General features: G+C 63.8%; 18 protein-coding genes. 11 read left to right on the top strand and 7 right to left on the bottom strand.

What is annotated here, in order from left to right; genetic code table 11:
* Window positions 1-145 precede the first annotated feature (145 nt).
* Window positions 146-1,726 (bottom strand): fatty acid--CoA ligase, encoded by a 1,581-nt coding sequence (locus AC0L3S_RS14710; protein ID WP_473279545.1) that lies wholly within the window; start codon window positions 1,724-1,726, stop codon window positions 146-148.
* Between the two features lie 221 nt (window positions 1,727-1,947).
* On the bottom strand, window positions 1,948-2,820 hold the full coding sequence (locus tag AC0L3S_RS14715; protein ID WP_473264071.1) for an SDR family oxidoreductase: 873 nt from the start codon (window positions 2,818-2,820) through the stop codon (window positions 1,948-1,950).
* Window positions 2,821-2,936: 116 nt separating this feature from the next.
* Here AC0L3S_RS14715 and AC0L3S_RS14720 point away from each other — a divergent pair, with 116 nt between their 5' ends.
* The 4 genes from AC0L3S_RS14720 to AC0L3S_RS14735 all read left to right on the top strand — a co-directional run bounded on the left by AC0L3S_RS14720 (window position 2,937) and on the right by AC0L3S_RS14735 (window position 6,711).
* Window positions 2,937-3,746, top strand: a complete 810-nt coding sequence (locus tag AC0L3S_RS14720; RefSeq protein WP_473279546.1) for a crotonase/enoyl-CoA hydratase family protein — start codon at window positions 2,937-2,939, stop codon at window positions 3,744-3,746.
* Window positions 3,747-3,884: 138 nt separating this feature from the next.
* Window positions 3,885-5,429, top strand: a complete 1,545-nt coding sequence (locus AC0L3S_RS14725) for an acyl-CoA synthetase (RefSeq protein ID WP_473279547.1) — start codon at window positions 3,885-3,887, stop codon at window positions 5,427-5,429.
* Window positions 5,430-5,530: 101 nt separating this feature from the next.
* On the top strand, window positions 5,531-5,935 hold the full coding sequence (locus AC0L3S_RS14730) for a YccF domain-containing protein (protein WP_473264068.1): 405 nt from the start codon (window positions 5,531-5,533) through the stop codon (window positions 5,933-5,935).
* Between the two features lie 596 nt (window positions 5,936-6,531).
* Window positions 6,532-6,711: a hypothetical protein gene (locus AC0L3S_RS14735; RefSeq protein WP_473279548.1), complete on the top strand. Its 180-nt coding sequence runs from the start codon at window positions 6,532-6,534 to the stop codon at window positions 6,709-6,711.
* Window positions 6,712-6,861: 150 nt separating this feature from the next.
* Here the strand turns inward: AC0L3S_RS14735 and AC0L3S_RS14740 are convergent, their stop codons facing one another.
* Window positions 6,862-7,485 (bottom strand): TetR/AcrR family transcriptional regulator, encoded by a 624-nt coding sequence (locus AC0L3S_RS14740; RefSeq protein ID WP_473279549.1) that lies wholly within the window; start codon window positions 7,483-7,485, stop codon window positions 6,862-6,864.
* Window positions 7,486-7,609: 124 nt separating this feature from the next.
* On the opposite strand from AC0L3S_RS14740, the gene AC0L3S_RS14745 reads away from it, so the two are divergent.
* The 3 genes from AC0L3S_RS14745 (at window position 7,610) to ppc (ending at window position 12,928) form a co-directional block, all read left to right on the top strand.
* On the top strand, window positions 7,610-8,488 hold the full coding sequence (locus AC0L3S_RS14745) for an SDR family oxidoreductase (protein ID WP_473279576.1): 879 nt from the start codon (window positions 7,610-7,612) through the stop codon (window positions 8,486-8,488).
* A gap of 188 nt (window positions 8,489-8,676) precedes the next feature.
* Window positions 8,677-9,159 (top strand): cupin domain-containing protein, encoded by a 483-nt coding sequence (locus tag AC0L3S_RS14750; protein ID WP_473279550.1) that lies wholly within the window; start codon window positions 8,677-8,679, stop codon window positions 9,157-9,159.
* A gap of 979 nt (window positions 9,160-10,138) precedes the next feature.
* Window positions 10,139-12,928: a phosphoenolpyruvate carboxylase gene (ppc, locus tag AC0L3S_RS14755; protein WP_473279551.1), complete on the top strand. Its 2,790-nt coding sequence runs from the start codon at window positions 10,139-10,141 to the stop codon at window positions 12,926-12,928.
* A 121-nt stretch (window positions 12,929-13,049) separates the two neighbouring features.
* On the opposite strand, the gene AC0L3S_RS14760 is transcribed toward ppc, so the two are convergent.
* From AC0L3S_RS14760 to AC0L3S_RS14775, 4 genes are all read right to left on the bottom strand, one after another.
* Window positions 13,050-14,162 carry an SMP-30/gluconolactonase/LRE family protein gene (locus AC0L3S_RS14760; RefSeq protein WP_473264062.1) on the bottom strand — a complete coding sequence of 371 codons (1,113 nt, stop codon included), beginning with the start codon at window positions 14,160-14,162 and terminating at the stop codon, window positions 13,050-13,052.
* Between the two features lie 131 nt (window positions 14,163-14,293).
* Window positions 14,294-15,208 carry an SDR family oxidoreductase gene (locus AC0L3S_RS14765; protein WP_007593675.1) on the bottom strand — a complete coding sequence of 305 codons (915 nt, stop codon included), beginning with the start codon at window positions 15,206-15,208 and terminating at the stop codon, window positions 14,294-14,296.
* Between the two features lie 5 nt (window positions 15,209-15,213).
* On the bottom strand, window positions 15,214-16,353 hold the full coding sequence (locus tag AC0L3S_RS14770) for a thiolase C-terminal domain-containing protein (protein ID WP_473279552.1): 1,140 nt from the start codon (window positions 16,351-16,353) through the stop codon (window positions 15,214-15,216).
* A 4-nt stretch (window positions 16,354-16,357) separates the two neighbouring features.
* Complete coding sequence (locus AC0L3S_RS14775) at window positions 16,358-16,771, bottom strand: Zn-ribbon domain-containing OB-fold protein (protein ID WP_473264060.1); 414 nt, start codon at window positions 16,769-16,771, stop codon at window positions 16,358-16,360.
* 173 nt (window positions 16,772-16,944) lie between these two features.
* Between AC0L3S_RS14775 and AC0L3S_RS14780 the strand changes: the two genes are divergently transcribed.
* The 4 genes from AC0L3S_RS14780 to alkB all read left to right on the top strand — a co-directional run bounded on the left by AC0L3S_RS14780 (window position 16,945) and on the right by alkB (window position 20,539).
* A complete protein-coding gene (locus AC0L3S_RS14780) occupies window positions 16,945-18,294 on the top strand; it encodes an amidase (RefSeq protein ID WP_473279553.1) in 1,350 nt (449 codons plus the stop codon).
* Window positions 18,287-18,973, top strand: a complete 687-nt coding sequence (locus AC0L3S_RS14785) for a DUF2848 domain-containing protein (RefSeq protein WP_473279554.1) — start codon at window positions 18,287-18,289, stop codon at window positions 18,971-18,973. Before AC0L3S_RS14780 ends, AC0L3S_RS14785 begins: the two co-directional genes overlap by 8 nt.
* A 156-nt stretch (window positions 18,974-19,129) precedes the next feature.
* Window positions 19,130-19,876: a 2OG-Fe(II) oxygenase gene (locus AC0L3S_RS14790; RefSeq protein WP_473279555.1), complete on the top strand. Its 747-nt coding sequence runs from the start codon at window positions 19,130-19,132 to the stop codon at window positions 19,874-19,876.
* A gap of 9 nt (window positions 19,877-19,885) precedes the next feature.
* Complete coding sequence (gene alkB, locus AC0L3S_RS14795; RefSeq protein ID WP_473279577.1) at window positions 19,886-20,539, top strand: DNA oxidative demethylase AlkB; 654 nt, start codon at window positions 19,886-19,888, stop codon at window positions 20,537-20,539.
* The last annotated feature ends 26 nt before the right edge of the window (window positions 20,540-20,565 follow it).

Consider the following 20,565-nt stretch of genomic DNA (forward strand, 5'->3'; position numbering starts at 1 on the left):
TCTCCACGTCGTCCCGGCAAAGGCCGGGACCCATAACCCCAGGGAGGGGTTTGGGTGAACTGGTAATTGTCAGCCCTCGCCAAACTGCGTTCGGTGGTTATGGGTCCCGGCCTTCGCCGGGACGACGATGTGGAGGCAGGCGGGCCTAATTCACCCTTCTATCCTTCCCCGCCCAATACGGCTCCCTCAACTGCCGCCGCAAGATCTTGCCTGACGGATTGCGCGGCAGCGCCGGCAGGAACTCCACGCTCTTCGGCGTCTTGAACCCGGCGATGCGCTCGCGGGTGAAGTTGATGATGTCGGTGGCGGTCGCCTGCTTGCCCGGCTTCATCACCACGACGGCTTTCACCGCCTCGCCCCATTTGTCGTCGGGTATGCCGATCACGGCAGCTTCCGCGACGTCGGGATGATCGCACAGCGCGCTCTCGACCTCGGCCGGGTAGATGTTCTCGCCGCCGGAGATGATCATGTCCTTGATGCGGTCGTGGATGTAGAGATAGCCGTCCTCGTCCATGTAGCCGGCGTCACCGGTGCGCAGCCAACCGTCGCCACGGAGCGTCGCGGCGGTCGCCTCGGGCAAATTCCAATAGCCAGCCATGTTGGAGCCTGAGCGCGTCGCGATCTCGCCGACCTCGCGCGGCGGCAGCGGCTTGCCGTCGACATCGAGGATCGCGATCTCGACGCCCGGCAGCGCCTTGCCGGCCGAGCGCATCCGCTCCAGCCCCTCGATATGATCCTCCGGCGGCAGCGCGACGATGGTGCCGGTCGTCTCGGTCATGCCGTACATCTGCACGAAGCCGCATTTGAAGATCTCGATGCATTCCTTCAGCAGCGCCGCCGGGATCGGCGAGGCGCCGTACAGCATGTATTTCAACCGGGAGAAATCGACCGTTTTCGCGCGTGGCTGCCGCACCACAAACTGCATCGCGGCCGGCACCATGAACAGTTTTGTGATGCCGGACTGTTCGAAGAAATCCAGCACTTTGGTTGGATCGAACTCGCGCGCGATCACGCCGCGGGCGCCGTGGTAGAGCCCCATCACGCCCCAGCCGGAGCCGCCGATATGGAAGATCGGCATCGCCACCAGCGACACGTCATCGGTCGACCACCGATTCCACTCGGGCTTGTCCTCGGCATTGCCGGTTTGCACCAGGTTGAGGAAGTTCGCATGCGACAGCATCGCGCCCTTCGGCTTGCCTGTCGTACCCGACGTATAGAGCTGAATCGCGATGTCCCGCGTCGCGATCGGCACCTTGGGATCGTCGCCGCTCTGTGCATCGCGCCAGACTGTAAAATCCTGCCATTCCGCTGCGCCGCCTTCGGTGGTGATGACGCTGCGCACGCCCGGCAATTGGTCCTTGATCTGGCGGACCTGGGTGATGAACTCAGGTCCCACGAACAGCACCGGCGCTTTGCAATCCCTTACGATGAAGGCGACCTCGGGGCCGGCGAGCCGCCAGTTCACCGGCGCCATCACCACGCCGGCCTTCGTCGCGCCCATCAGCAGCTCGAAATAGATGTCGCTGTTCTTGCCGAGATAGGCGATGCGCTCGCCCTTGTTCACACCCATCGCGATCAGCGCGTTGGCCACTTTATTCGTCTTGACGTCGAATTCGGCAAAGCTGGTGGCGCGCCCCTCGAACTCGAAGGCGATGGCGTCGCCGCGGCTCGTCGCGCGCTCGCGCACCATGTCGGCGAGATTAGCCAATGGCTGTGTGGTGGACATGTCTCTCCCGTGACGTCTTGTTTTTATGGTGCGGAGTGTGGCGTCATCCGCGGGCGATGACAAGACGGGAGGGGGTCGCGCTGACGCCTCCACGCCGTCGTCCTGGCGAAAGCCAGGACCCATAGCCACAAAACGCAATTTGGCGAAGACTGGCCATGGCCAATCTTCGCCAAACAAGATTCGGTGGTTATGGGTCCCGGCCTTCGCCGGGACGACAACAACTACCCCCGCTTCGCCCGATCCTTCTCATTCTGCGCCATGATGCTCTCTCGCGCGGTTTTCCAATCGTCGTCGCTCCAGTCGCGGAGCTGGTAGAAATTGCCGCCCATCGCGAGTGCCTGCGCGCCGTCCATGGCGATGGTCTCGCCGCTGATCCAGTCGCAACCGCCGGAAATCAGGAACACCGCGACGTTCTGCAGTTCCTCCATGGTGCCGACGCGGCCCATCGGGTTCATCGCCTTGGTGCGCGCGCCGGCTTCGTCGCCGGGCTTGATGCGCTTGCTCATGCCTTCCGTCGGGATCTCGCCCGGCGCGATCGTGTTCAGCCGGATGCCGTAGCGGCCCCATTCGGCCGCGAGCGACATCGTCATGGCATGGATCGCGGACTTGCTCATCGCCGACGGCACCACGTAAGGCGAGCCGTTGCGCACCCAGGTCGTGGTGATCGAGACGACATTGCCGGGCTGCTTCAAGGCGATCCAGCGCTTGCCGACCGCCTGCGTCACGTAGAACGTGCCGTGCATGACGATGTTGGCGACCGCGTCGAAGCCGCGAGGCGACAGTTCTTCGCTGCGCGAGATGAAATTGCCGGCGGCGTTGTTGATGAGATCGGTGAGGGGGGCGTCGCGAAAGATGGTCTCGATCATCTCCTCGACCGCGAGCGCGTTGCGGATGTCGACGCCGTGGCTGCTCACGCGGCCGCCATACTCGGCCATCAGCTCGGTCGCGGTCTCGTCGCAGACGATCTTGCGCCGGCCGCAGATGTGCACCTCTGCGCCGAGCTGGAGAAAGCGCGCCGCCATCGACTTGCCGAGCCCGGTGCCACCGCCGGTCACGAGGATGTTGCGGCCGGCCAGAAGGTTTTCCTTGAACATGGCTGTTTCCTCCGCAGGGATTGTCAGTTAATTGGTCGATTGACTAAATCCGGCCGCCGTCTTTCTGTAAAGCGGCACCGAACAAGAACAGCAGGGAACCAGGGGAGAATTCATCCATGGAAGAGCGCGTCTCGATCTCGATCTCGGAAGGCGTCGCCGACGTGCGCCTGGTGCGCGCGGACAAGATGAATGCGCTGGATCAGGCCATGTTCGAGGCGCTTGTTGCCGCAACGGATCGGCTTTCAAAGGACAAAGGCGTGCGCGTCGTGGTGCTGTCCGGAGAAGGCCGTGCCTTCTGCGCCGGTCTCGACATGGGGCGTTTTGCCGCCATGAAGGAGAAGGGCGGCAACGGAATTCCGGGTGGCGAAAATCGCGATCTCACCAAGCGTACGCACGGCCAGGCGAATTTTGCGCAACAGGCGGTGTGGGGTTGGCGACAGCTTCCCGTGCCGGTGATCGCAGCGATCCAGGGCGTCGCCTTTGGCGGCGGATTCCAGCTCGCACTCGGCGCCGACATGCGCTTCCTCACCCCCGATGCGCGGATGTCGGTGATGGAAATCAAATGGGGCCTGGTGCCCGACATGGCGGGCACACCGATCCTGGCTTCGCTCGTGCGCGACGACATCTTGCGCGATCTCACCTACACCGGCCGGATCTTCTCCGCGCAGGAGGCGATGGCTTACGGTCTCGCCACGCGCATCTGCGACGACCCGCGCGCGAGCGCCCTCGAAGTCGCGCGCGAGATCGCGGGCAAGAGCCCCGATGCGATCCGCGCCGCCAAACGCCTGCTCAACAATCTCTCGGTCGATCCGGGCCCCGCGCTGCTCGCCGAGTCCGTCGAGCAGCAGAAGCTGATCGGCAGTGCGAACCAGACCGAAGCGGTGCGCGCGAATCTGGAGAAGCGCGCGCCGAGGTTTGCGGATTAGCGACTTTCTCCGTCATGGCCGGGCTCGTCCCGGCCATCCACGTTCTTTGGCAAGGCGACGAAGCAGAACGTGGATCACCGGGACAAGCCCGGTGATGACGACTAGCGGACATCGTCGCTAAACAACAAAGAAAAACAAATGAGCGAAACCTCAAATTTCCTCGGCATCGTCTCCGGCGAGCGCAGCCGCTCCCATGCCGAGGTCGCTGATCGTGCCGATCGCATCGCGAGCGGTCTCAGCCAAATCGGCGTCAGGCAGGGCGCTTGCGTCTGCATGCTGATGCGCAACGACATCGCCTTTCTGGAAGCCGCCTACGCCGCCATGCGGCTGGGCGCCTACGGCGTGCCGATCAACTGGCACTTCAAGCCGGATGAGATCGACTACATCCTTGAGGATACCGGCACCTCCGTGCTGATCGGGCATGCCGACATGCTGCATGCCTTGCGCGATGCGATCCCGAAAGCCGTCACCGTGCTCAGCGTGCCGACGCCGCCGGAGATCCTGTCCAGCTACAAGATCGATCCCGAGCATCTGAAGACGCCGGACTTCGCGATCGATTTCGAGTCATGGCTCGCGGCATTCCAGCCCTATGACGGTCCGATCGTGCCGCAGCCCATGAACATGATCTACACCTCGGGCACGACCGGCCACCCCAAGGGCGTGCGGCGCAATGCGCCGACGCCGGAGCAGGCGGCCGCCGGCGAGCGCATGCGCGCGATGATCTACGGGCTGAAGCCCGGCGCCCGCACGATCCTGCCGGGCCCGCTCTATCATTCCGCGCCGAACTCGTTCGGCATCCGCGCCGGCAAGCTTGGCGGTGCGCTGGTGCTGATGCCGCGCTTCGAGCCGGAGGAGTTTTTGCAGTTGATCGAGCGGTACAGGATCGACACCATCTTCATGGTGCCGACCATGTTCATCCGCCTGATGAAGCTGCCGGAGGAGGTGCGCAACAAATACGACGTCTCCTCGCTCCGCCATATCATCCATGCCGCAGCACCCTGTCCGGCGGACGTCAAGCGCGCCATGATCGAATGGTGGGGGCCGGTGATCTACGAATTCTACGGCTCGACCGAATCCAGCGCCGTCACCTTCGCAACCTCCGAGGATGCGCTGAGGAAACCCGGCACTGTCGGCAAAATATCGCCCGGCGCCGAGCTGCGCTTCATAGGCGAGGACGGAAGCCTGCTGGGCGTGGGCGAGATCGGCGAGATCTACTCGCGCATGGCCGGGATGGCTGATTTCACCTACCACAACAAGCCGGAGAAGCGCGCCGAGATCGATCGCGACGGCTTCATCACCTCCGGCGACGTCGGCTACATCGACGAAGAGGGCTACGTCTTCATCTGCGACCGCAAGCGCGACATGGTGATCTCGGGGGGCGTCAACATCTACCCGGCCGAGATCGAATCCGTGCTGCACGCCGTCCCCGGCGTGCATGATTGCGCGGTGTTCGGCATTCCTGATGCCGAGTTCGGCGAAGCGCTGATGGCGGTGGTCGAGCCGCAGGCGGGCATCGCGCTCGACGCCGGCGATATTCGCACGCGGCTGAAGGCGTCGCTCGCCGACTACAAGGTCCCAAAGCACATCGAGATCCGCGCCGGGCTGCCGCGCGAAGATTCCGGCAAGATCTTCAAGCGCCGCCTGCGCGATCCCTATTGGGAGCAGGCGGGGCGGAAGATCTGACGGTGCGTAGTACACGAGACCGCGAATTCGTGAGCGGCTTCATGGACCGCAACCTCGCTCATCGTGCTATACCAACGGGATCATCGACCTTCGGATATCCCATGGCTCCCGTTTCCATCCTGCTAAACCTGCTCTGGATTCTCATCGGCGGCGCCTGGATGTCGCTCGGCTGGCTGGTCGCCGCGGTCATCATGGCGGTCACGATCATCGGCCTGCCTTGGGCGCGGGCGGCGTTCAACATCGCGGTCTACACGCTGATGCCGTTCGGCTCGCGGGCCGTCAGCCGCTATGAGGTCACCGGCATGAGCGATATCGGCACCGGCCCGCTCGGGGTCATCGGCAACATCATCTGGTTCGTGCTGGCCGGCTGGTGGCTGGCGCTCGGCCATCTCCTTACCGCCCTGGCCCTCGCGATTACCATCATCGGTATCCCCTTCGCTTGGGCCCATCTCAAGCTCGCGGGCATCGCGCTCTGGCCGATCGGCAAGGTGATCGTGCCGGCTTAAGGCGCGGACGCGTTTTGAAGCAGCGTCCTCGTGGCACATCCTCGAGACGCCCGCCCTCGGCGGGCCCTCAGGATGAGGGCCGAACACTTGGCTGCACCTGCAACGAGTCCCGACGCAGCTCAGCCTCATCCTGAGGAGACCGCGAAGCGGTCGTCTCGAAGGACGAGGGGCTTGCTCCGCTTGTAGGATGGATAGAACGCCAGCGAAACCCCATCAATCCGTCCGCCGATGATGAAGCATGATGGGTTTCGCAAGGGCTCAACCCATCCGACGCGCTGGTTCGAAGTGGACCGAGACTGCTTTCAACCGGCATAGCTATCCCGCCCCTCGGCAATGCGTCAGATTTCATTGCAACTTTTCCCGGCTTCATTGTTGAAGAACGAGAGCGAACGCGGCCGCAATGTGCCGCGGCTGGCTGGCCCTTGGCTCATTCTTATCGAGAGGCGATTGCATGAAGTGGCTTTGCTTGGTCGGCTTTGTGGCGGGGGCCGTTGCTTTAACACCCACACCTTCTGCTTCGGCGATGCCCGTTGCCAAGCCGGACGCACTGGGCGCGTCTCAGACTGCCACTATCGAGGTCAAGGGCGGCCACGGACATGGTGGTGGCCACGGCTGGGGTCATCACGGTGGCCGTGGTCATCATTACGGTTGGGGCAGAGGTCGAGGCCATCATTATGGCTGGCGGCACCATCACCACTCGTAAGCGTCACTATTGTCCCGAGATCGGAGTTGGTGACCGCGCTAATACGTACCGCGAAGCACATCCGGGAGCTTGATCACCAACTAACGCACAATCCTCAGGGAGGAGTGGGACAATTTTCTTGGGCAGAGAAACAGTCTATAGCCCGCTGGATGGGTAGGCGAAGCGAAACTCATCAGTCCGCTTGCCGATGACGAAGAAGGAAGAGTTTCGCAAGGGCTCCAGATTAAGACGACGATGCGATCCCTTGTTCCAGCAACACTCTGGCTGCCTCGCGGTTAGCCCCGACGATGGCGGGATCACGCGTTGACTGTGCGATCACGAGCGAGCCTTCGAACAGCGACAGGATCTGGATCACGGCCCTTTCGGGTTTGCTCAATGACAACGGCTCAATGAGTGACGCAACGAAGTCGTGCAACTTTGTAAAATACGCTGCGATGGTCGCCTCTACGCCCGGCGAGTTTGCCTCCGGGCCGAATTCGGCCATGCCTTTCGCGAACGGACAGCCGCGGAACGAAGGCGAAAGGAGCGGTTGTTCGAGTGCGTCGAAAACAGCGAGAACGCGCTCCACTGGCGTGAGACCGGCTCGCTCCGTGGAGGTCGAAAGCATCTGAAACCAGACGGCGCTCTTATAGCGCAGGTAGGTGGCGATGAGGTCGGCCTTCGAGGGAAAGTGCTTGTAGAACGTCATCTTGGCTACGCCGCTTTCGGCGATGATCCGGTCGATGCCGACAGAGTTGATGCTGAACCGGTAAAACAGGTCTGACGCCGTCTTCAAAATGCGCTCGCGCGGGGCGAGCGCATCGAGCGGTTGAATATCCACGTCCACGAAATCAAGCAGCGTGCCCATCGATCATCCTTAACCGAGCCGTTTGCGTCGCTGGACAGACTATTCTGTCAAGTTTGGGATTGCAAAGACATACAGGTCTGTCTACAAGTTCCGTCGTTCCTTGGATTTCAAAGAAAGAGCTGAAATGAGCGGAAAAGTTGTGGTTGTGACGGGTGCAAGCAGTGGTTTCGGAAAACTCACCGCCTTGGAACTCGCAAAGCGGGGCCACACGGTGGTTGCTGCCATGCGCGATGTCGCAGGAAGAAATAGCCGTGTTCGCGATGAGCTTGTCGAGGCGGCAAAGGCTGAAGGGCATGCGCTCCAGGTCCTCGAGATGGACGTCGCCGACGAACGATCCGTCAACGCCGCGATCGCGGATGTCATCCGGCAGCACGGCAGGGTCGATGCCCTGGTCAACAACGCGGGAATGATGCCCGTCGGCGTCACGGAAGCCTATACGGTCAAGGAAATCGAAGCGCAGTTCGCCGTGAACTTCTTCGGCGCCGTTCGCACCGATCGCGCCGTTCTGCCGCACATGCGGGCCGCCGGCAGCGGGGTCCTCATCCATGTCACGTCGCTCATGGGTCGGGTGGTCTTCCCGTTCTTCGGTGTCTATTCCGCCAGCAAGTTCGCGCTCGAAGCCCTCGCGGAAGCCTACCGCTACGAGCTTTCGAGCTTCGGCGTCGATTCGGTCATCGTCGAGCCGGGCCCGTTCCCGAGCAACCTTCTTCCATCCAGCCCCGAACCGTCCGACCAGGACGTGCTGAAAACCTATGGCGGTGTTGCGGCGATCCCGGGTCAGATCAAGCAGCACTCCAACGATGGAAATGATCCGCAGAATCCGCCACAGCCCCAGCGCGTCGCGAATGCAATCGCGCAGCTGGTCGAGGCCACGGAACGGCGGCCTCTGCGGACGGTCGTGATGCCCGAAGGCATGGATTTCGGTGTCGAGCGGCTGAACGAGGCCGTCGCGCCGATCCAGAACGACCTCCTTCGCGCGCTCGGCATGGCGAGCATGATTTGACGCGAAGACGATAAGCACACTGTCAGTTCGTAGGAAGGATAGAGAGCGAAACCCATCACCGTCAGCGATGACGAAGCATGATGGGTTTCGCAAGGGCTGTACCTTTCCTATGCGTGGCTACGACCCATGGCAGAGAAAGACCACTTGGAGTAGAGTAGCCGCGCCGGATATTTTCAGCGGAGCGCGAGATGTCCTTTTTCAAGTTTGGGATCGCTTTTTTGGCCGTCCTTGCGGCGAGTGGATTTTGTGCGACCTTGGCGGAAGATAGTTCACTTGAATACAACCGCGTGACGGCGACCGCCTTGAAGTGGAGCCCGCTGGCTTCGATGCCCAGAGGGACGCAATCGGTGGTGCTCCACGGCAATCCGGGCAAGCCTGGCCTGTATACTGTTCGACTCAAAGTACCGGCGAACTCCAAGATGCCTGTGCACTCACACCCTGACGAACGCGTTCGCGTTATCATTTCGGGAACATACTATTCTGCGCTCGGCGACAAGGTCGATGCATCGAAACTCCTGAGCTTTCCTCCCGGTACGTTTTCGCACGTGCCGCCAAAGGTGTGGCAGTTTGCGGAAACCAGGGATGAAGAGGTGATCTTCGAGATCACCGGGATCGGACCGACCGGCATCGACTATTTGAACGCCGAGGATGATCCACGAAAGCAAAAATAAAGTTGTGCTCCTTCGGTTGTCAGTACATGGCCGACCGCCGTGCGCGTCAGAACTCGTAGGATGGGGAGAGCGTCACCGAGACCTATTGAACCGTCCGCCGGAGCTGGCGAGTCCAGGCGCGATGCGCAACACTTAGCGGCTATCCGCAGGCCGAGGGGGCCGGTCTGATGATCCGTGCGTCGTCGCCCCATCCGGCGAGGCCGTTGCGCTCAAGCACCTTCCGCCCACCATCCCTCGCGTTGCCCGGCAGGCAAAACACGCCACAGACAGGTCAAGGACTGTGTTGCCAAATATTCTGATTGACCGAATTCATAGATTCGGGTAAACCGCAGACATTCCGGCCCGCTAAAAAGGGCGTTTCGCGATCGTCACGATACGTGAGCCGGGATGCGATGGACGCGGCAGCGCCGGCGCGTGACGAGGTGGCAGGGCGGGCGACCCCTGTGAGCCATCGCGATCTGCGCGAACGACCCGGCGCTGTCACAGCGGTTCTTTTCGGCTTCGGAGGCGAGCACGCGCGAGCTTCCGGATGTCCGGGGAGGGACGTCCGCGGACGGCAAAAGCGTGTGGTCCTGACGCCCGGGGTCTGTGCGTCAAGGCTTGCGGTGATGTGCGGCCCGACCGGGTGCGTGCATCGATCGTCCGCAAGGCGACGGGGGCAATAGTGCATCGCTCCCCGGGGAGAGCGCGCCATAAGCCGTAAAACCATTGCGCAGGGAAGGCCGGATGTTCCGGCATCACCTGTGGTCACCCCCGCGTGCGTTTCTCGCGTGCGGACCTGGGGTGCCAGCCGGCGCCCGGCCTTCCCTGCGCCCTTTCTTCTCGACGAGGGCGAAACGGACAGCAAAACTCGGGCGCCCGCGCCGCGAGACCGCGGACGTGTGCGTCGCCACCAAGTTCACCTTGCACTGCGGTAGAAGAATATCGCACACTCGACCGGGCCGGGGAGCCATAGGGAGCTCTACAAGGGGAGCGAGCAATGTCCCTCCAGACATTACCATCCGACACCGCCGATCAGCGCCCCAACCGCCCCGAGGATGTCCAGGCGCTGGAAGCAGATGCGCGGCTGCGCGACGACATCCGCCTGCTCGGGCGCATGCTCGGCGACACGGTGCGCGACCAGGAGGGGCCTGAATTGTTCGATCTGGTCGAACGCATCCGGCAGACCTCGATCCGATTCCACCGCGACGAGGACCGGCTCGCCCGCCGCGAGCTCGAGCAGATCCTCGACAGCATGTCGACCTCGGAGACGGTGCGGATCGTCCGCGCCTTCAGCTATTTCTCCCACCTCGCCAACATCGCCGAAGACCAGAACAACATTCGCCAGATGCGCGCCAACAAGGGCGGCGGCTCCGGCGTGCTGGCTGAGACGCTCGCCCATGCGAGAGCTGCGGGCATCGGTGCCGATGCCCTGCGCAACTTCTTCAAGAGCGCGCTGGTCAGCCCGGTGCTGACCGCGCATCCGACCGAGGTCCGCCGCAAGAGCACGATGGACCGCGAGATGGAGGTCGCTAGCCTGCTCGATCGTCGCGAGCGCGTCGCGCTCACGGCGGAGGAGGCCGCCGCCAGCGACGAACAGCTTCGTCGCGAGGTGCTGACGCTGTGGCAGACCAATCTGCTGCGCCGGACCAAGCTCACCGTGCTCGACGAGGTCGCCAACGGCCTGTCCTTCTACGATTACACGTTTCTCCGCGAGGTGCCGCGGCTGGTCAACGGGCTGGAGGACCGGCTGCAGGAGGACGGCGAGCAGGCGGCAGGCGAGCTCGCCTCGTTCCTGCGCATGGGCAGCTGGATCGGCGGCGACCGCGACGGCAATCCCTTCGTCACCGCCGACGTGATGCGCGGCACGCTGCGGCTGCAGTCGAGCCGGGTGATGCAGTTCTATCTCAACGAGCTGCACGTGCTGGGCTCCGAGCTGTCGATCGCGGCGCATCTCGCCGACGTGTCCGAGGAGTTGCGCACGCTGGCGGAGCGCTCGCCCGATACCTCGCCGCACCGGAGCGGCGAGCCCTATCGTCTTGCGGTCTCCGGCATCTATGCGCGCCTCACCGCCACGGCTGAGATGCTTCAGGTCGAGATCACGCGGCGGCCGGTCGGCAAGGGCGCGCCGTACGACAGCGTCGGGGAGTTCAAGGCCGATCTCGATGTGCTGCACCGCTCGCTGATCTCCAACAACGCCGGCGTCATCGCCCGCGGCCGGCTGCGGCTGCTGCGGCGTGCGGTGGACTGCTTCGGCTTCCATCTGGCCCGGCTCGATATCCGCCAGAACTCGGCGGTGCACGAGCGTACCATCGCCGAGCTGATGGACGCCGCCAACCCCGGCATGTCCTATCTCGCCCTCGGCGAGGACGCGCGCATCTCCCTGCTCACCAACGAGCTGCGCTCGACGCGCTCGCTGGTGTCGCCGTTCGTCAAATACAGTGACGAGACCATGGGCGAGCTCAACGTGTTCCATGCCGCAGCAGAGGCGCACGCGAAGTTCGGCTCGGACGCCATTCCCCAATGCATTATCTCAATGTGCAAGGGCATGTCCGACATGCTCGAGGTCGCGGTGCTCTTGAAGGAGGTTGGCCTCGTCCATCCCTCCGGGCGCAGCGCCATCAACATCGTGCCGCTGTTCGAGACCATCGAGGATTTGCAAGCGTCCTCCACCATCATGGACCGCATGCTGTCGCTGCACGATTACCGCCGCCTCGTCGACAGCCGCGGCAGCGTGCAGGAGGTCATGCTCGGCTATTCCGACTCGAACAAGGATGGCGGCTTCGTCACTTCGGGCTGGGAGCTCTACAAGGCCGAGATCGGCCTCGTCGACGTGTTCGAGCGCCATGGCGTGCGCCTGCGCCTGTTCCATGGCCGCGGCGGTTCGGTCGGCCGCGGCGGCGGCCCGAGCTATGACGCCATCATCGCCCAGCCCGGTGGCGCCGTGAATGGCCAGATCCGCATCACCGAGCAGGGTGAGATCATCTCGTCGAAATATTCCAACGCCGAAGTCGGCCGCAACAATCTGGAGATCCTTGCCGCCGCGACGCTGGAGGCGAGCCTGCTGCATCCGCGCCAGAGCGCGCCCCGGCGCGACTATCTGACCGCGATGGACGAGCTTTCGAACCTCGCCTTCAAGGCCTATCGCGGCCTCGTCTACGAGACCGACGGCTTCGTCGATTATTTCTGGGCGTCCACCGTCATCAACGAGATCGCGACGCTGAACATCGGCAGCCGCCCGGCCTCGCGCAAGAAGACGCGTGCGATCGAGGATTTGCGCGCGATTCCCTGGGTGTTCTCCTGGGCGCAATGCCGCCTGATGCTGCCGGGCTGGTACGGCTTTGGCAGCGCGGTCGAGCAATGGATCGCGGAGCATCCCGACAAGGGCATGCCGTTCCTCAAAGAGCTCTACAAGGAATGGCCGTTCTTCCGCATGCTGCTGTCGAACATGGACATGGTGCTGGCGAAAAGCTCGATCGCGATAGCCTCGCGCTATGCCGAGCTCGTGCCCGACGAAGCGCTCCGCGAAAAGATCTTCGGTCGCATCCGTCGCGAATGGCATTCCTGCATCGAGACGCTGCTGGACATCATGGGGCAGGACCGGCTGCTGCAAGGCAACCCGCTGCTGGAACGCTCGGTGCGCCACCGCTTCCCCTATCTCGACCCGCTCAACCATGTGCAGGTCGAATTGCTGAAAGAGCACCGCGCGCAGAACCCGGACGAACAGGTGCTGCGGGGGATTCAGTTGACGATAAACGGGATCTCGGCGGGGTTGAGGAATACGGGGTAAGGCGACCCACCCTCAGTCGTCGTGCCCGGGCTCGTCCCGGGCATCCACGTTCTAGGTGCAGCGCGTAAGGTCGTGGATGGCCGGGACAAGCCCGGCCATGACGCGTGGTGAGAGCACGGCCTCAACAGAAATGCGCGCCCTGCGTTTCCACATACACCGCATAGAGCGACTGGCTCGCGGTCATGAACAGGCGGTTGCGCTTCTTGCCGCCGAAGCAGACATTGGCGCAGGTCTCGGGCAACAGGATCTGCCCGATGCGCGCGCCGTCGTTCGGCGCGAACACCTGCACGCCGTCATAGCCGGGGCCGACCCAGCCGGCGCCCACCCAGATGTTGCCCTCGGTATCGACGCGCAGGCCGTCCGGAAAGCCTGATTTGCCGTCGAGGGTCATGTCGATCAGCTTCTTCGGGTTCGACAGCTTCGTCCCGTCGATGTCGTAGGACCACACCACGTTCTTGGCTTCGGGATAATGCGTGATGCCGGTGTCGCAGACATAGAGCTTCTTGTAGTCGTGACTGAAAGCGATGCCGTTCGGCTTGAACGGCTCGTCGGCCACCTTCGCGACCTGGCCGCTCTGCGGATCAATGCGATAAACCGCTTCCTTCTGATACGGCTGCAGCGAGCCGGTATTGGCAAGCTTGCCCTCGTAGATGCTGATCGCGCCATAACCGGGATCGGTGAACCAGATCGCCTTGTCGTTGGGATGCACCACCATGTCGTTGGGGCCGTTGAGCGGCTTGCCGTTGGCCTGTTCGGCCAGCGTCGTGACCGAACCGTCATGCTCGTAGCGGACGAGGCGGGTGCGCTCCGCGCTGATCTGCCGGCCCTCGGTGTCGAACGAGTTGCCGTTGGCCTCGTTCGACGGCTTGTGGAACTGTTCGGAGATGTGGCCATCGTCGTCGAGGTAGCGCAGCTGGCGGTTGGCAGGGATGTCGCTCCAGACCAGATATTGCCCTTGCGCATTCCACGCCGGTCCTTCCGCCCACAGGCAGCCGGTATAGAGCCGCTTGATTGCGGTGTTGCCGACCTTGGCCTTGAAGCGCTTGGGATCGATGGCAACGATATCCGGGTCGGGATAGCGCTGCGGCTCGGCATTGGCGCCGAAGTCACGAGCGTCGGCGTTCGAGGCGAGCAGGGCGGATGCGGCAACGGTCGCGGCGCCCTTGAGCAGAGTGCGGCGGGCGAGGCCGCTGCTTGCAGTCGTGTCGTCGGAGTCGGTCAGTATTCTTGTCATGGTTTCCTCCCAAAGTTGTGTTGGGAGGAAATGATCCGCCAGCAATCGGGCGTAAAGCGGAGCGATCTCCGGACTAAGATAACCGGAGATCGCAGGGCAGAAATGCCGGAAATACGGTCAGACGAGATTCCTTACACGGGATCCCACGGGAAGATGTCGGCGGAGCGGTCGAGCTTGTAGAACGATCCCTTCAGCGCCGGCATGCCGTGCTCCGCGATCGATTGCGGGGTCCAGCCTTCGCTCCGATGCACCGAGCGCAGCGGGCGGTTCTGGCTGAACAGGAACAGCTCGTTCATGCGCGCGCCAAAGATCTGCCCGGAGACGTCCTTTGCGGCATCGGAGAGCAGATAGGCGCAGACCGGCGCGATCTTCTCCGGGCCCATCTGCTTGATCTTCTCGACGCGCGCCTTCTCGGCTTCGGTCTCGGTCGGGATGGTGCCGATCATGCGGGTCCAGGCGAACGGCGAGACGCAGTTGGAGCGAACGTTGAAGCGGCCCATGTCGAGCGCAATCGACTTCGACAGGCCGACGATGCCGAGCTTGGCGGCGGCGTAATTGGCTTGGCCGAAGTTGCCGATCAGGCCGGAGGTCGAGGTGAAGTGCACGAACGATCCGGACTCCTGCTCGCGGAAGATCCGCGCCGCGGCGTGGCTGACGTAGAACGAGCCCATCAGGTGAACCTTGATGACGGCCTCGAACGCTTCCACGCTCATCTTGTGGAAGATCATGTCGCGCAGGATGCCGGCATTGTTGACGACGCCGTCGAGCCGGCCGAAATGATCGGTTGCGGTCTTCACGATCTTGCTGGCGGGGATGGCTTCGGCCACCGACTCGAAATTGGCGACGGCGGTGCCGCCGCGCTTCTTGATCTCCTCGACCACCTCCTCGGCTGGCGCTGCGCTGGTGCCGGCGCCGTCAGCGGCGACGCCGGGATCGTTGACGACGACCTTGGCCCCTTCGCCAGCGCAAAGCAGCGCAATCTCCCGCCCGATGCCGCGGCCTGCGCCGGTGACGATGATGACCTTGTCTTGCAGTGATTTCGTCATGTGGATTACCTCTCGTTCGTAAACACGATCGTGCCCGACGCGGCGAACATGCCGCCGACGCCGTGGCACACCGAAATCTTCGCGTTGGCGACCTGCGCCGGCGCAATACCGCGCATCTGCCGCACGCTCTCCTGAAGCGCGTACATGCCGTACATGCCCGAATGCATGTAGCTCAAGCCGCCGCCATTGGTGTTGAGCGGAAGCTTGCCGCCCGGGCGCGTGTTGCCGTCCGCGATGAACTTGCCGGTCTCCTCGTGCGGCATGAAGCCGAGATCGCCGAGGCCGAACAGCGGCAGATGCGCAAAGGCGTCGTAGATCATGAGATGGTCGACGTCCTTGTGTGCGATGCCGGCCTCCCTGAACGCCAGCGGTCCCGCGGTCTTGAACGCGCGCGAGGAATTAAAAGTCTCCATCTGGCTGACCATCGGCGTCTCCACGCTCTCGCCGGTGCCCATGATGTAGACCGGCTTGCGCGGAAAATCCCGGGCACGGTCCGCCGAGGTCAGGATCAGCGCGCCGCCGCCGTCGGTGACGAGGCAGCATTGCAGCAGGCGGAACGGATAGGCGATCATGCGCGAGTTGAGGACGTCTGCGACCGTGATCGGATCCTTCATCATCGCGCGCGGATTCTTCGCCGCCCATTCCCGCTGCACCACCGCGACCGAGGCGAGCTGCTCCTGCGTGATGCCATAGGTCTTCATGAAGCGCAGCACGGGGATCGGGAACATGCTGGGCGGGCCGTAGACGCCGAACGGCGCCTCGAACTGGCCTTGCAGGCTGTCGGTGGGGATCGAACGCGGCGCCTTGCCGATCATCGACTTGCCGCTCTCGGCATGGGTGATCAGCACGGTCTTGCACAGGCCGGCCTCGATTGCCGCGGCGGCATGGCGCACGTGCAGCATGAAGGAGCAGCCGCCGACCGAGGTGCCGTCCACCCAGGTCGGTTTGATGCCGAGATAGTGGCAGACCTGCTGCGGTGTCTCGACCGCGGTGGCGAAGCCGTCGATGTCCGACAGTTTCAGTCCGGCATCGGCGATGGCATTGAGCGCCGCATCCGCGTGAAGCTGGAGCTGCGAGGCGTTGGGGATGACACCGAGCTCGGTGGTCTCGGCCGCGCCGACGACGGCAACCTGGTTGCTGCGCATGGGCTTACCCCTTCGCCGGACGGAATACGGGAAGGGTGATCTTGTCGTCGAGTGCCTCGAAGGTGACCTCGAGCTTCATGTCGAGCTCGAGCGCCTCCGGCGTCTGCGGGCAGTCGATGATGTTGCTCATCATCCGCGGCCCCTCGTCGAGCTCGACCACCGCGATGGCGTAAGGCGGCGTGAAGCCGGGCGCGGCGGGACGGTGGTTGATCACGTAGCTGTAGAGAAAGCCCTTGCCGCTCGCCTTGAAGATGCTGACCTTGCGCGAGGCGCAGGACGGGCAGAACGGGCGAGGCGGGAAATAGACATGCGCGCAGGCGTCGCAGCGCTGCAGGCGCAACTCGCCCGCTCTGGTGCCGTCCCAGAAATGCTGGGTCTCCGGCGTCGGTTTCGGTCGCGCGCGCTGCGGTTCGGCCATCTCGGCAGGTCCTCCCAAGGCCAAGCTGAGCCCGGCTGTTGCGATCTTGATGCGACAATCGACCATGGCGCGTCAACGGTCCAGCAATGCGCATGCATGCCATCATGCGCACAATGCTTGTGTCGAAGTGAGGCAGCGCTATACATTGCGCGCAAATATTCCGTGAGACAGACATGCCTGATTTTTCGACACTGAAGAAGCTCGCCGAAGACCTCGAAAGCGGCCGCACCACCTCCCGCAAGCTGGTCGAGGCGTGCCTCGCCAAAATCGGCGATCCGGCCGGCGAGGGGCAGCGTGCCTTCATCCATGTCGACAAGGATGCCGCGCTCGCTGCGGCGGATGCGATGGACGGGTTGCGCAAGGTGAAGGCGGCGCCATCGCGCTATGCCGGTATCCCGGTCTCGATCAAGGATCTCTTCGACATCAAGGGCCAGGTGACGCGCGCCGGCTCCCGCGCGCTCGACGATTCCTCGCCGGCCGAACAGGATGCCCCCACGGTGGCGCGGCTGCGCAAGGCCGGCTTTGTCGTGATCGGGCGCACCAACATGACCGAGTTCGCCTATTCCGGCATCGGCATCAATCCGCATTACGGCACGCCAAAGGGCGCCTGGAACCGGGCCGAGGGCCACGTGCCCGGCGGTTCGTCCTCGGGCGCCGCGGTCTCCGTGCTCGACGGCATGGCGCATGGCGCGCTCGGCACCGACACCGGCGGCTCCTGCCGGATTCCGGCGGCCTATAACGGCATCGTCGGCTACAAGCCGACACAGCGGCGCGTGCCGCTCGACGGGGCCGTGCCGCTGTCGTTCTCGCTCGACAGCATCGGGCCGCTGGCACGATCGGTCAGTTGCTGTGCCATTCTCGATGCCGTGCTCGCCAACGAGCCGATCGCTCCGCTGAAGCCGCGCCCGGTCAAGGGCATGCGGTTGGCGGTGCCGACCACGATTGCGCTGGACGATCTCGACGCGGCCGTGGCCGCGACATTCGAGCGGGCGCTCAAGAGCCTTGCCGATCACGGTGCGATCATCGAGCGCATCGAGATGGCCGAATTCCACGACATCGGACCGATGAACGCCAAGGGCGGCTTTGCGGCTTCCGAAAGCTATGCCTGGCATCGCTATCTCCTCACGTCCAAGGGCGACGTCTACGATCCCCGAGTCTCCGTGCGCATCATGCGTGGCGAGGCGCAGAGCGCGGCGGACTACATCGATCTTCTCCACGAGCGCCGCTCGCTGATCGCCCGCGTCAATGCGCGCGTCGCCCCCTATGACGGGCTGGTGCTGCCCACCACCGCCAACACGCCGCCGAAAATTTCGGATCTTGCCGACGACAAGGCGTTCACCAGGGAAAACCTGCGGGCGCTCCGCAATTGCACCCTGATCAACATGATCGACGGCTGCGCCATCTCGCTGCCTGCGCATCGCGAGGGTGAGATTCCGGTCGGCCTGATGCTGGCAGGCGCGGGCGGATCGGACCGCCGTATCTTCGAGCTTGCTGCCGGCATGGAGGCCGTAATTCGTGTTTGACCTGACTTTCACCGTCGACGCCCAGGACACCACCACGCCGCTGACGCTGGCGATCGACCAAATGGTCATCGCCGGCTGGACCGGCCGCGATCCGGTCGCGCGCGACAAGCACATTGCCGAGCTGCAGGAGATGGGTATCGCCCCGCCGGCCTCGACGCCGATCTACTATCGCGCCTCGGCGCGGCGGCTGACGATGGAAGACAGCATCGAATGCACCGGCGGCGATTCCTCTGGCGAGGTCGAGTTCGTGCTGATCGGCTGGCAGGGCCGCATTTTCGTCGGCTGCGGCTCCGACCACACCGACCGCAAGGTCGAGGCCTATAACGTCACGGTGTCCAAGCAGATGTGCGACAAGCCGATCGCATCCACGCTGTGGGAGCTGGAGGACGTCATCGGCCACTGGGACAAGATGATCCTGCGCTCCTGGGCCACCATCAAGGGCGAGCGCGTGCTCTATCAGGAGGGCATGCTCGACGCGATGCTGCCGGTCGCCGACCTGATCGCGCGCGGTTTCGAGGGTGGAAAACTCCCCGACGGCTGCGCCATGTTCGGCGGTACGTTTGCGGCGAAAGGCGGTATCCGCCCCGCCGACCGTTTCGATTTCGAGCTGGAAGACCCGGTGCTGAAGCGCACGATCAAACACGGCTACGACGTGGTGACGCTGCCGGTGAGGGGCTGAAGTCTCTCCGCCGTCATTGCGAGGAGCCCTTGCGACGAAGCAATCCAAACTGGTTCCGCGGACGGAATCTGGATTGCTTCGCTTCGCTCGCAATGACGGGGGGAGAGACGGAAATCGGGTGGTAGAGGACGGGGCGGTCCTGCGAAGGTCAGAACCATGACAGCAACAGCACGCAAATCGCCTCAATCCCCGACAGCCGACCTCGCCGCCCATGTCGATACCCTGGACTGGCCCCAGATCACCGCCGAACTCGACACCCACGGCTGCGCGCTCCTGAAGGGCCTGCTCACGCCGGACCAATGCCGCGCCGTCGCTGCGCTCTATCCCGGCGACGCCAACTTCCGCAGCCGCATCGTCATGGGCCGCCACGGCTTTGGCCGCGGCGAGTACAAATATTTCTCCTACCCGCTGCCCGATCTGATCGCGCAATTGCGCCCGGCGCTCTACGCGCATCTCCAGGGCATCGCCAATCGCTGGAACGAGGCGATGGGGATCGACATCCGCTATCCCGCCGAACACGCGGCGTTTCTGCAGCGCTGCCACCAGGCCGGGCAGGCGCGGCCGACGCCGCTGCTGCTGCAATACGAGGCGGGCGATTTCAACTGCCTGCATCAGGATCTCTATGGCGAGCACGTGTTCCCGCTCCAAGTCGCGATCCTCTTGTCCGAGCCCGGCCGCGATTTCACCGGTGGCGAGTTCGTGCTGACCGAGCAGCGCCCGCGCATGCAGTCCCGCGCCGAAGTGGTTCCGCTCGCGCAGGGCGATGCCGTGGCCTTCGCTGTGCATCACCGTCCGGTGCAGGGGACACGCGGCATCTACCGCGTTAATCTCCGCCATGGCGTCAGCCGGATTCGCTCTGGCCAGCGCCACACACTGGGTGTGATCTTTCACGATGCGAAATAAACGCTGCCGCTGATGGCGGATTTGTTCGACAATGTCGCCGAAGCCCAGCCGTCGCGCGAGGAGATCGCCGACGGCGCCGTTCTGCTGCGCGGCTTCGTCAAGCCGATCGAGAGCGAGTTGATCGAAGCCGTGCGCGCCATCGTGGCGCAGTCGCCGTTCCGGCGCATGACCACGCCCGGCGGGCATCTGATGTCGGTCGCCATGACCAATTGCGGCGAGCGCGGCTGGATCACCGATCATACCGGCTATCGCTATGATCCCATCGACCCGGGAACCGGGGCGCCGTGGCCGGCGATGCCGCCGGTGCTCCGCGATCTGGCGTTGCGCGCCGCGGAGCAGGGCGGCTTTACAGGCTTTGCGCCCGATGCCTGCCTCGTCAACCGCTACGAGCCCGGCACACGACTGTCGCTGCATCAGGACAAGGACGAGCTGGATTATTCGGCCCCGATCGTCTCGGTCTCGCTCGGCCTGCCTGCGACTTTCCTGTTCGGTGGCCTGGCACGCAGCGACAAGCCGCGCCGCTTCCGCTTGGTGCATGGGGATGTCGTAGTTTGGGGCGGGCCCAGCAGGCTCGCCTATCACGGCGTCGCGCCGCTCGCAGACGGCGAGCACGCGCTGCTGGGGCGGAAGCGGATTAATTTGACGTTCCGAAAGGTCCGCTGACGCGTTTCCTCGCAGCCGCCGCTCGT

It is taken from the genome of Bradyrhizobium sp. Ken01 (assembly GCF_055807355.1).

Excerpts from the sequence above, each read along its gene's own strand:
- AC0L3S_RS14780 (WP_473279553.1), top strand. The coding sequence starts at position 16,945 with ATGCCTGATTTTTCGACACTGAAGAAGCTCGCCGAAGACCTCGAAAGC.
- AC0L3S_RS14765 (WP_007593675.1), bottom strand. The coding sequence starts at position 15,208 with ATGACGAAATCACTGCAAGACAAGGTCATCATCGTCACCGGCGCAGGC.
- AC0L3S_RS14790 (WP_473279555.1), top strand. The coding sequence starts at position 19,130 with ATGACAGCAACAGCACGCAAATCGCCTCAATCCCCGACAGCCGACCTC.
- AC0L3S_RS14730 (WP_473264068.1), top strand. The coding sequence starts at position 5,531 with ATGGCTCCCGTTTCCATCCTGCTAAACCTGCTCTGGATTCTCATCGGC.
- AC0L3S_RS14760 (WP_473264062.1), bottom strand. The coding sequence starts at position 14,162 with ATGACAAGAATACTGACCGACTCCGACGACACGACTGCAAGCAGCGGC.
- AC0L3S_RS14715 (WP_473264071.1), bottom strand. The coding sequence starts at position 2,820 with ATGTTCAAGGAAAACCTTCTGGCCGGCCGCAACATCCTCGTGACCGGC.
- AC0L3S_RS14725 (WP_473279547.1), top strand. The coding sequence starts at position 3,885 with ATGAGCGAAACCTCAAATTTCCTCGGCATCGTCTCCGGCGAGCGCAGC.
- AC0L3S_RS14750 (WP_473279550.1), top strand. The coding sequence starts at position 8,677 with ATGTCCTTTTTCAAGTTTGGGATCGCTTTTTTGGCCGTCCTTGCGGCG.
- AC0L3S_RS14745 (WP_473279576.1), top strand. The coding sequence starts at position 7,610 with ATGAGCGGAAAAGTTGTGGTTGTGACGGGTGCAAGCAGTGGTTTCGGA.
- ppc (WP_473279551.1), top strand. The coding sequence starts at position 10,139 with ATGTCCCTCCAGACATTACCATCCGACACCGCCGATCAGCGCCCCAAC.
- AC0L3S_RS14775 (WP_473264060.1), bottom strand. The coding sequence starts at position 16,771 with ATGGCCGAACCGCAGCGCGCGCGACCGAAACCGACGCCGGAGACCCAG.
- AC0L3S_RS14735 (WP_473279548.1), top strand. The coding sequence starts at position 6,532 with ATGGTGGTGGCCACGGCTGGGGTCATCACGGTGGCCGTGGTCATCATT.
- AC0L3S_RS14740 (WP_473279549.1), bottom strand. The coding sequence starts at position 7,485 with ATGGGCACGCTGCTTGATTTCGTGGACGTGGATATTCAACCGCTCGAT.
- AC0L3S_RS14770 (WP_473279552.1), bottom strand. The coding sequence starts at position 16,353 with ATGCGCAGCAACCAGGTTGCCGTCGTCGGCGCGGCCGAGACCACCGAG.
- AC0L3S_RS14720 (WP_473279546.1), top strand. The coding sequence starts at position 2,937 with ATGGAAGAGCGCGTCTCGATCTCGATCTCGGAAGGCGTCGCCGACGTG.
- AC0L3S_RS14710 (WP_473279545.1), bottom strand. The coding sequence starts at position 1,726 with ATGTCCACCACACAGCCATTGGCTAATCTCGCCGACATGGTGCGCGAG.